This is a genomic window from Micromonospora sp. NPDC049366, from assembly GCF_044466625.1.
GTDB lineage: Bacteria > Actinomycetota > Actinomycetes > Mycobacteriales > Micromonosporaceae > Micromonospora.
In genome coordinates this window covers 1-10,441 of the sequence record NZ_JBITMV010000045.1, presented here as the reverse complement: position 1 = coordinate 10,441, position 10,441 = coordinate 1, and the positions used below count along the sequence as shown (strand labels likewise).

Below are 10,441 nucleotides of genomic sequence, written 5' to 3'. Positions count from 1 at the left end.
CGCCATCTGGCACAACCGGACCACCGGACAACCCGTGACCAGGTCCCTCATCGCCTACGACCACTGACCAGGGTTAGGACTTACTCGTCTAGAGGGTCCGAGCTGCGTCCGGCCCCGCCCGTCGACCTGCCCAAGCCCAGCACCAGGGCGCAGCCTCGCCTGGACTACCGGGTGACTCGTCCGGGCTGCTGACTCGCCCCACCGCCGGCTGCGGCACCTCCCAGGAGCGGACGCAGTGGTCGGCCATCGCGACTGTCCTGACACAGATCCCCGAGCCTCTGCACACCAACAGATATCGATCCGCCGACTCCTGCTCGTAGTCCCCTCATCCTCAACCGAGTTGAGCGACACGCCGAACCTCGGGCAGACCACACCCCTTCGATGATCGAAGATTGGTAGGAAATCGTGGAAACAAACGACAGATCAGATTCCCCCGCCATCCGTCATTCGCCCGCTCAGCCAACGAGCAGCGCCAGACCGAGGTGCTGGTCGCGGACTTCACGCCTCGCCACAAGCATCGACCGTGATCGGCTGGCGGTAGTTGCGGCAGTCGGCACCGGGGAGATCCCGTGACGACCACCCCGACCTGGCCCGTCGAGGTCGGGCACTGGGTCACCGCCCGTCCATGGCTCGCCTTCCTCGTCGCCGCCGCGATCGTCGGGGCGGTGGTCGTCCGTGACCAGGTGCTCGCCTGGCGGCACCGGCGGCTCACCGACGGGGCGCGGTGGCTGACCATCGCCGCCCCGCCCGAGGTCACCGCCGAGGCCGCCGCCGCGTTCTGGACCACCCTCACCGGTGTGCTGACCGGGTCGGGGTGGCGGCGCCGGGTGTTCGGTGACCCGCACGTCGGGTGGGAGTACACGTGGACCGGCCGCGCTCTGTCGATCCGGGTGTGGGTGCCCGGGACGGTGGCGCCCGGCGCGGTGGAGGCTGCCGTTCGCGCGGCCTGGCCCGCCGCCACGATCACCACCGCAGACGCCGCCGCCCCGATCCCGGCGCACGTCGGCGCGGCGGTGGGTGGGGCGCACTGGCCGCAGCACCCCGACGGGCTGCCGCTGCGCAGCGACCATGACAGTGACCCGCTGCGGGCGCTGCTCGCCGCCGGCGCGGAGGTCCGCCACCGGGAACACGCGTGCGTGCAGATCCTCGCCCGCCCGGCTCCCGCGCGCCGTGTGCGGGCCGCCCGGCGGGCAGCGGCCACCACCGGCACCCATCCGCAGGGACAACCGGACCCCGTCGCGCGAGCGGTGTCGGGGGTGGCGCGCCTGGTGATCGAGCCGCTGCTGTGGCTGCTCGAACTCTTCACGCCCGGCCCACCGCGATCACAGCCGCCGGTGAAGGCGGGGCGGGTCACCGAGCGCGACGCGGTGGCCAGCGCCGACGCCCGAACGGTCGTGGACAAGGCGGTGCATGTGCCGCACTTCGAAATCGCGGTCCGCTTCGCCGTCGCCGCCGACCCGGACACGACACCACCAGGCACGCAGCGGGCCAAGCAGACCCGCGCACGCCTCGGACACCTCAGCCACAGCATCGCCTCGGCCGCCGCGACATACACCGGCCCGAACCGGCTGCGGCGCATGCGGATGCCCCACCCCGTCGCCACCCTCGCCGGGCGCAGCCTCCGACGGGGGTTCCTGGCCACCGTGGCGGAACTCGCCGCTCTCGCCGCCCTGCCGCAGGACCAGGCGGTGCCGGGGCTGGACCGGGCGCGGGCCAAGGCCGTGCCGGCGCCGGTGCAGGTGCCCTCCGGCGGGCGAAGCGTGAAGGTGCTGGGCCGCTCACAAATCGGCCACCACAGCGTCGGGCTGCGGGTGACCGACGCCCGCCAACACGTCCACGTCGTCGGCAAGACCGGCGTCGGGAAGTCCACCCTGCTGCTGAACATGATCCTCGCCGACATCACCGCCGGCCGCGGCACCATCGTCATCGACCCGCGTGGCGACCTGATCACCGACATCCTCGACCGGCTCCCCGCCTCGTACGCGACAAAGATCGTCATCATCGACCCCGACCAGGACAACCCCGGCTGCTTCAACCCCCTCGACGACCGGGGCGATCCGCACCTGGCCGTCGACAACCTGGTGGGGATCTTCGCGAAGATCTTCCAGGGCCAGTGGGGACCCCGCATGGACGACACGATGCGGGTGGCCTGTCTGACGCTGATGCGCCATGCCAAGCCGACCCTGAGCCTCGTGCCGTCGCTGCTGCAGGACAAGCAGTTCCGGGCTCGGTTCACCCACGGCCTGGACGACCCGGACGGCCTGGGCGGATTCTGGGTCTGGTACGACGGCATCAACGAACAGTTCCGCGGGCAGGTCATCGCACCGGTGCTCGCGCGGCTGCGGGCGTTCCTGCTGCGCGACTTCGTCAAGAGCGTCATCGGCAACGCGCACAGCTCCTTCGACATGGGCGCGATCCTCGACGGCGGGGTCCTGCTGTGCCGGCTCCCCAAGGGCATCCTCGGCGAGGAGACGACCCGAATCCTGGGCTCGCTGATCGTGGCCCGTGTCTGGCAGGCCGCCATCGCCCGCGCCAGTGTCCCCGAAGACCAGCGCAGAGACGCCAGCCTCTATGTGGACGAGTGTCAGAACTTCCTGACACTGCCGGGCAGCGTCGGCGACATGCTGGCCGAGGCGCGCGGGTTCCGGCTGGGCCTGGTGCTCGCCCACCAGGACCTGGCGCAGCTACCGAAGGACATCGCCTCAGCGGTGTCGGCCAACGCGCGCTCGAAGCTGTTCTTCACCGTCGACCCGGCCGACGCGCGCGAGCTGTCCCGGCACACCAAACCGGAACTCGACGAGCACGACCTGGCCCACCTCGACGTCTATACCGCCGCCGCCCGACTGCTGGTCGGCAACCGGGAACTGCCGGCGTTCACCTTCACCACCAACCCGCCGGCCGCCGTCGTCGGCGAGGCAACCGCGATCCGCCAGCACTGCGCCGCCGCGCACCACCGCACCGACGACGAGCCGCCGCTTCAGCAGCTCGCCCGCACCGCGATGAGACGGCGGACAGCCGGACACGAGCGCTGAGCGCGCCGCCACCCAGGGAGAGACAGTCCCGGTAGGGAGTCGGGATTAGTCGATCTTGTCCTCTGGTCTCCACCAGGCCGGATCTTCGCAGGTGAAGCACCTGACAGGTCGGCCTCCACGGGCTCGTCTGGGGGCTCGTTTCGGCGACACCCCCAAACGAGCCCCCCATGCCGCCCCCGAACGAGCCCCGAAAGGCACCCATGCCCCCACCGCGTTCCGATGGTCTGCTGGCCATCTACCCCCACATCACCGACCGCGACCGCCACCTGCTGCACCTGCTCGACGAGCATCACGTGCTGACCACCGACCAGATCCACCGTCTGCTGTTCACCGCCCGGCGCACCTGCCAGGTCCGCCTCGGTGAGCTGCGCGAGCTGGGCCTGCTGGACCGGTTCCGATTCGCCCGCACCGGCGGCGGCAACCACCCCTGGCACTGGACCCTCGGCCACCACGGCCAGCGGTTCCAGGCCGCCGCCCACGACCGTCCCGAACCCACCGCCCGGGCAAGCCGTCAACGCGTGCAACGACTCTCCGCGAATCCGCACCTGAGCCACCTAGTCACGATCAACGAGTTCTTCGTCCGGCTTCACGCGCACACGAGACGGCATCCGCAGGCCCGGCTGGACCGCTGGTGGTCGGAGACCACCACCACCAAACAGTTCCGCACCATCACCGCCGACGGCCACGGCCTGTGGCGCGTCGGCAACACCATGGCCGGGTTCTGGTTGGAGGCCGACACCGGCACCGAACCACTCGGCAGGCTGGTCGCCAAACTCGACCGCTACGCCGCCCTGGCCCGCCGCGTCGGCGTGCGGTATCCGGTGCTGTTCTGGCTCGGCAGCGCCCCGCGCGAGGAACACCTGCACCGGCGGCTGCGCGGTCGCCGCGACGAGGTCACCGTCGCCACCGCCACCCACGACACGGACCCGGCCGAGGCGGTGTGGCTGCCGGTCGGCGCCACCGCCCGTGTCGGGATCGCCGACCTGCCCGCCGACCACGGTCAGCCGGTGGCCGACAACCCCAACTTCGACGACGACGGCCTCTTCGTCGCCTGACAGACCCTGACAGGCGCGCCACCGCACGAGTCCTCCCAGGTCACGGGCGTGACCGGATTTCCTGACAGGGCCGGTGCTGTCAGGTCACGCGGCTACGGTGCAGCTTCTTCTTTCTTCTCGCACCGCCGCCCGTCTTGCCTCCCGGACCTGCCCGCGCCCGCGGGATCACCCCAGCCCACCGTCTCGGTCGGCCCGTGATTCCCGCCCGCGCCACACCGGCAGCACTCCCGGCACAGACGCCGCGACCCGGTGACATCACCACGCTCCACCGAGCCCACGCCTTCGCGAAGGGAGCACCCCGCCATGCCCACACCCACCCGCTATGCCGACCTGGTCGTCACCGTCTGCTTCGCCCCCGGCGACGACGCCGACTGGTTCGCCGCCAGCGAAAAGGTCAACGACCTCCTGGAGGCCAACGGCACCCCGGCCCGCCGCTACCGCGTCCGCCACCGACGCCTCACCGGCTGGCTCACCCGATTCATCGGCTACTACCTGCTCGACGCCGCCCGCCGCTTCGGTGCGATCACCGTCGCCGCCGGAGGCCGCAAGAGCCGCCTCGACCTCACCGGCACCGCCGCCACCGCCGCCCACGACGCGGCCCTGCGCTGGCGCGCCTGGAACACCCACATCGCCGCGCGAACCCTGCCGGCCCGACCGTGGGAGGACTTCCTCGCCCAGCACCACGCCGCCCCGGCCACCGTCACCGTGGCCGAGGCCCGCCGCCGCTTCGAGCAGCAGCCCCGCGTCCTGGCGATGCTCGCCCACCACTTCGACCCCTACGAGCTATCGGTCTACCAGGCCGGCGAGGCCACCTACGCCGGCCTGCACTGGCGCGCCGCCCTGATCGGCGACGCGCTGATCACCACCGACGGCCGCCTGCTCACCCCCGCCGGCGACTCCGTCGCCGACCGGTTCCGCTTCCTCAACGAGGCCTGCGCCTACGTGCGCAGCCTCCACCGCCGCGCCCGCCTGTGCGCGGTCGCCATCGCCTGACCCCGCACCCACACACACCACAGGCCGGCCGCGGCCTGCCGACATCTCCGCCGCCGCCACGGCCACCGGGCCGACTCCCAGACCACGGCGGCGGGCCGCTCGACGCGCCCGCCGCCATGACGGCTGTCCACGACCCGGCGCACAAACCCCGACACAACCCTGTGCCGGGGCATCAACCCACCAGTTCCCAGGGAGGGAACATGCCGTACGACCCGTCCACCATGACGCCCGGCACCCGGGCCGTCCTCGACGCCCTGGTCGCGCTCGGCCAAGGCACCGCCCACGAGCTCAGCGAACGCTCGGGCAAGGCCCGCTCCACCACCGATCGGGCGATCAAGACTCTCGCCGACGCCGGCCTGATCGTCGCGGTCGGCACCGACGCGGACACCACCGACGGCACCCCCACCCGGTGGGCCCCCTCGGAGCGCGTCGCGGCCGAAACCCAAGAGCGCGACGTCAGCACCGACGCCGAACCCGGCGCCGACAAGCCGGACGGCGCTGAGGACGACACCCCCACCGGCGAAACTGACGCGTCTGACACCGACCGGGTTGAAGCCGGCCAGGCCGACGACGACGCCGGCAGCGACCACACGCCGCCCGGCGGCGAGCCGAGCGGCGCCGACGTCGGCCCGCACCCGGCCGAGGTCGGCGAGGGTGATGGCGACAGCCACGACCCGGGCACCGTCGCCACCGATGACGACACCAGCGACGCGGACAAGGACTCCGATGGCTCGGACGCGAAGGACCGGGTCACCGTGGTCCAGCCCAGCCGCCCCGGCGACCGCAAAGTCATGACGATCAAGGCGGTGCTCAGTGAGCACGGCGACGACGGTGCGACCATCGGCGAGATCGTGGCCGAAAGCGGCATCGGCGAGACCACCGCCGCCCGGCTGCTGACCGCGATGGAGCAGGCCGACGCCGCGCGCCTGCTGCCCGGGGTGCCGCGGCGGTGGATCGCCGGCCCCACGAAGGCCAGCGAGGTTGACCCGAACCCGGCGCCGCCCCGCTGCCCGCTGTGCTTGCAGGTGGTCAAGGGCCTGTCCGCTTCGCCGGACGCGCTCGCCCAGGTGCAGCACCTCGTCCGCCCGGACGCGACGCTGCACATCGTCGCCGCGGATGGCACGGTCCACGCCGTGGCTCTGCCCACGCGGCCGCCCACCCGCACACCCGGTATGTCGTCCGCCGGGTCGCCCCGCACGGACGCCACGGTCAACACCGACGGCTCCCAGCCGTTCGCCAGAGGCGAACTGGAACGGCTGACGTTCGAAACGCTCAAGGCCAACCCCGGGCGGACGATGACGCCGCAGGAGATCACCGTCGCGATCAGCGCCCAGCTCGGAGGCCGGGCAGTCAGCTCCGGGGCGGTGCGCAACAACTGCGGCAAGCTCGGTGCCGCCGGCCGCATCGTGATGGTCTCCGAGTCGCCGTGGGCATTCCAGTACCCCGCCCAGGCCGATGACGGCGCGACGGACCAGTCCAACGAAGTCGCCGCCGGACGGTCCTGACGGCGGCTCCACTCGGGCGACGCCCACAACCGTCCTGCGGAACCTGGCCGTCAGCCAATGCACGGTCGGCCACTCCCCGGTCGGCGCGTCACGGAGAGGCCGGCCCAACGCAGCGGGCATGCCTGCCTAATGCGCCGGGGAGATCAGCGCCCGCTCGACGGTCGCCACTTGGACGTCAACCAGCGCCAATGCCCGGACGAGGCGGCCGGCGGCCGCCTCGTCCGCGTCGACTGGACGCCCATGACGTTCGCGTATCCCGACGCGGGCCGACCCGCTACGCCGGGCAGCAGTAACCCATCCCCATCCCTTGTCGGGGGGCGCGCCCGGCCGCGCGGCCCCCCCGGCCGGGTGAAAGGACAAGCTGTGCCCCACCCACAGGCAACCGTCGCCCACGGTCACACCGCCATCGCCAGCGCCCGGCTCGCGGCCGGTTGCCCCCCCTTGGCCTTCGGCTTCCCCCGGCGGGCCCCCCCCCCCCCGGGGGGCGCCCCCCCCCCCCCCCCCCCCCGGGGGGGGGGGCGGGGCGGGCCGCCCCCCCCCCCGCGGCATGTTGAAAGGACAAGCTGTGCCACACGAACTGGAAACCTTCGCCAACGGTCAGACCGCCTTCGCCAGCGCCCGTCTCTCGGCCTGGCACCAGCTGGGCACCGTCACCCAGAACACGATGAGCGCCCAAGAAATCATGGGCGCCGCCCTGCTCGGCAACTGGGGCGTGCGCACCATCCGCGTCCAGGGCATCGACGTCATCAACGGCGTCGAGGTTCCCATCCCCGCCGACGACAAGCGCATGACCGTACGTCGCAACCCGGTCACCGGGGCGACGGAGTACCTCGGTGTCGTCGGAACCGACTACACCGTGGTCCAGAACGAGCAGTGCGCCGACATGCTCGACCGGCTCGTCGACCAGGTCGGCGGCGCCCACTTCGAAACCGCCGGCAGCCTCCGAAACGGCAAGAGCGTGTTCGTCACGCTGAAACTCCCCGACTCCATGGAGATCGCCGGGGTCGACCGGTTGGACCTCTACCTGATCGGGACGACCTCCCACGACGGCACCGCCGCGCTGCGCGTGGACGCCAGCCCGATCCGGGTGGTGTGTGCGAACACGCAGCGTGCGGCTTTCGCCCACGCCGTGGGCCACTACACGTTCCGGCACACCAGCAACGTCGGCTCCCAGATCGCCCAGGCCCGCGAGGCGCTGGGCCTGATGTGGACGTACATGGACACGTTCGAGAAGGCCGCCGAACGGATGCTGCAGACCGAGATGACCATGCGCGAGTTCGAGAACGTGGTCGCGCAGGTGTGGCCGGTCAAGGACAACGCCTCGGAGAAGACCCGCAACAACGCCAAGGAACGCCTCGGCACCCTGAAGTACCTGATCACCGAGGCCGACACGCAGCGCGCCATCGCCGGCACCCGCTGGGCCGGATACCAGGCCATCACCGAGTACCTCGACCACTACCAGCAGGCCAAGGATGCGACCACCCGCGCCAACCGCGTCGTCACCGGCAAAACCGGCGACCTGAAGGTGGCCGCCTTCCACCTGCTGACGGTCTGACCGTCCCCCACTCCCCTTCCGGGGCAGCGGACGCGCGTCCGCTGCCCCGGCAAACCCGAACGGAGCAACCACCCATGACCCCACGCACCCGGATGCCAGGCAGAAGGCAGAAGCCGCCGATGACCGGCCACCTCCACCACCCACGCGACCCGCGGCAAGCCGTCTGCGGCCTGCCCGCCGACACCGTCGCCCGCTGGGAGACCGAGGACCCGCCGGTTGCCGAGCGCAGCTGCGAGGACTGCCTGACCCTGCTGCCCGACGCGGCCCGGCCCGACGACTACACCCATCCAGCCAGCGACGCGACGCTGCTCGAGTCGCTGCGGCGCATCGTCGCCGCACGACAGCACGCCAAAATCGACGGCGTGCTGGTGGACCTGTGGTCAGCCAGAGTCACCTGCGCCATCTGGGACCGCCACAGCGACGAGCACCGGCAGCGGCTGCTGACCCTGCCCTCGCACGAGCTGATCCTGCGCTGCGTCGCGATCTACACCCGGGTCACCGGCGGCAGCCGATGACCGACCCCAACCCGCAGTGGTTCCACTTCGGCCCGTGAGTCTTCGCCGTCGACACGGCGCTCGCGCTGATCACCACCGCACCCCGCGACGCCCGGCCGCTGGACGTGGCGGCACGGGCGCAGGCATACGGGCTAGCCCATCTGAACAACACGAACGCCCGCACGATCAGCCTCATCGGCCCGACCCGCGACAGCCTGGACCGCTCCTACGCGATGACCACCGACCTGACCACACCCGTGATCATCGCGCAGCTGGTCGTCAGCGGGCCACCATCGCCGCTGCTCATCGACGGGTGCTACCGGCTCTACCGCGCCTGGCGCGACGGCGTGCCGCAGCTGCCCGCCTACCTGCTCACCGTCGAGGAGACCCGCCAGGTCCAACGCGACGTGGCGCCTCAGACCCGGCTCATCCCGCAGGCCCAACCGCGGCCGCCACCATTCCCATCCTCGTATGCCTCGGTCAGCCGCCCCCGCCGGCGGCCCCGAGGCGTACGCGCCTCACCCTCGAGGAGGCCGACATGGCCTACACGGCGCCGTGGCAGCGGATCTGTGACTGCCGCTGCCCGCAGCACCACGGTTACCCGCGCACGACCTACCACGACGATCGCTGCGCCTGTGCGATCACCTGCGCCACCCAACCCACCACGCTGATCATCGAACAGTGGGACTGCGCCCTGTTCCTCGACCACCGCGCAGACCTGTGGTTCGTCAACCGGCTCCCCGGCGGCCAATGGGACTGGTCCAACGCCGGCCACATCCACGCACACCACGACCTCTACGCCGCCAGCCTTCTCATTGAGCGGCAGCTGCGCCAGGCCGTCGCCATCCTGCAAACCTCGGGGCAGGACCACGGCGAGACGTAGTCGCTGCCCATCCCGAACCATGCCGATCGGCCTGCTGGGCCGCCCGCGAGGGCGGCCCACAACCTTTTTTGCGTTTCACGACCCCACCCACACCGCCAGCGGCGATCCACCGACAACGTCCCACCTGCCACTGGCTGGCCACCAATACCCGGCAGTCGATGACCCGGCTCCCCCGGGCAGATCGGCGCAGCACTGGTCCTCGGGCTATCACGGCGCGCCTTGCCTCATTCCGGCTTGTACGCGTCCACTGTGCCTCGCGCTACGCGACCCCGGTCGACTCCATCCACCCGCCGAGGGACGCAGCCAACCTGAACACCCAACTCCTCCGCGAGACCCACGCGGATCTTGGCCCACTGCTAACCGCGGATAGCCAAGCTCTTCGTCCTTGCCCTGGCGTCCGCCAGGTCCCGCACGAAGACCCGGCCCCTTCGAAAGGCATTGCCATGACCAAAGCCGTCATCGGCGTCGTCACCATCGTCATCATCGGCTGCCTCGGCCTGCCGATGCTGCTGCTGTCCTCCGTCATTGGCGGCGGCGCCAGCGGGTGCGGCGCCGCCACCGCGCCCGCGCTCCGACCCGCCGGGCAGCCATCCGGCATCGGCGCCTGGGACACCGAACAGATCGCGATCGCCGCGACCATCATCGACGTCGGCGTCGCCAAGGGCGTACCCCGCTGGGGGTGGGTCATCGCCCTCGCCACCGCCATGCAGGAATCCGGCCTGCGTAACCTGCCGAACCTCGGCGACAACAACGACCACGACTCCATCGGGGTGCTCCAGCAGCGGCCCAGTCAGGGCTGGGGCACCGTCGCACAGCTGTCGAAGCCGGAGGGGAGTTGCCCCCTGGTCCTGGACACTTGAGCCTTGGATCGTGATGGTCCGGGGAGATCAGGAGTCCCTGACAGATGGTGATGAAGCACTACCC

8 protein-coding genes are annotated in these 10,441 nt (G+C 71.4%); all 8 read left to right on the top strand.

Features of this window, described 5'->3' with window-relative positions:
• Positions 1–569 precede the first annotated feature (569 nt).
• The 8 genes from ACIBTV_RS31205 (at position 570) to ACIBTV_RS31170 (ending at position 10,377) form a co-directional block, all read left to right on the top strand.
• Positions 570–3,032 (top strand): type IV secretory system conjugative DNA transfer family protein, encoded by a 2,463-nt coding sequence (locus ACIBTV_RS31205; RefSeq protein ID WP_396710752.1) that lies wholly within the window; start codon positions 570–572, stop codon positions 3,030–3,032.
• Between the two features lie 200 nt (positions 3,033–3,232).
• Complete coding sequence (locus ACIBTV_RS31200) at positions 3,233–4,087, top strand: replication-relaxation family protein (RefSeq protein WP_396710750.1); 855 nt, start codon at positions 3,233–3,235, stop codon at positions 4,085–4,087.
• A gap of 303 nt (positions 4,088–4,390) precedes the next feature.
• Positions 4,391–5,080: a hypothetical protein gene (locus ACIBTV_RS31195; RefSeq protein ID WP_396710749.1), complete on the top strand. Its 690-nt coding sequence runs from the start codon at positions 4,391–4,393 to the stop codon at positions 5,078–5,080.
• 200 nt (positions 5,081–5,280) lie between these two features.
• The gene (locus ACIBTV_RS31190) at positions 5,281–6,585 is read left to right on the top strand and encodes a helix-turn-helix domain-containing protein (protein WP_396710747.1); all 1,305 of its coding nucleotides are present in this window, start codon (positions 5,281–5,283) and stop codon (positions 6,583–6,585) included.
• Positions 6,586–7,150: 565 nt separating this feature from the next.
• Positions 7,151–8,140 (top strand): DUF932 domain-containing protein, encoded by a 990-nt coding sequence (locus ACIBTV_RS31185; protein WP_396710745.1) that lies wholly within the window; start codon positions 7,151–7,153, stop codon positions 8,138–8,140.
• 119 nt (positions 8,141–8,259) lie between these two features.
• Positions 8,260–8,655 carry a hypothetical protein gene (locus tag ACIBTV_RS31180; protein WP_396710743.1) on the top strand — a complete coding sequence of 132 codons (396 nt, stop codon included), beginning with the start codon at positions 8,260–8,262 and terminating at the stop codon, positions 8,653–8,655.
• Positions 8,656–9,172: 517 nt separating this feature from the next.
• Positions 9,173–9,517 carry a hypothetical protein gene (locus tag ACIBTV_RS31175; RefSeq protein ID WP_396710741.1) on the top strand — a complete coding sequence of 115 codons (345 nt, stop codon included), beginning with the start codon at positions 9,173–9,175 and terminating at the stop codon, positions 9,515–9,517.
• 443 nt (positions 9,518–9,960) lie between these two features.
• Positions 9,961–10,377 (top strand): hypothetical protein, encoded by a 417-nt coding sequence (locus tag ACIBTV_RS31170; RefSeq protein ID WP_396710740.1) that lies wholly within the window; start codon positions 9,961–9,963, stop codon positions 10,375–10,377.
• Positions 10,378–10,441: the final 64 nt, after the last annotated feature.

Coding starts and splice junctions, on each gene's coding strand:
- ACIBTV_RS31200 (WP_396710750.1), top strand. CDS start 3,233: ATGCCCCCACCGCGTTCCGATGGTCTGCTGGCCATCTACCCCCACATC.
- ACIBTV_RS31195 (WP_396710749.1), top strand. CDS start 4,391: ATGCCCACACCCACCCGCTATGCCGACCTGGTCGTCACCGTCTGCTTC.
- ACIBTV_RS31190 (WP_396710747.1), top strand. CDS start 5,281: ATGCCGTACGACCCGTCCACCATGACGCCCGGCACCCGGGCCGTCCTC.
- ACIBTV_RS31180 (WP_396710743.1), top strand. CDS start 8,260: ATGACCGGCCACCTCCACCACCCACGCGACCCGCGGCAAGCCGTCTGC.
- ACIBTV_RS31175 (WP_396710741.1), top strand. CDS start 9,173: ATGGCCTACACGGCGCCGTGGCAGCGGATCTGTGACTGCCGCTGCCCG.
- ACIBTV_RS31170 (WP_396710740.1), top strand. CDS start 9,961: ATGACCAAAGCCGTCATCGGCGTCGTCACCATCGTCATCATCGGCTGC.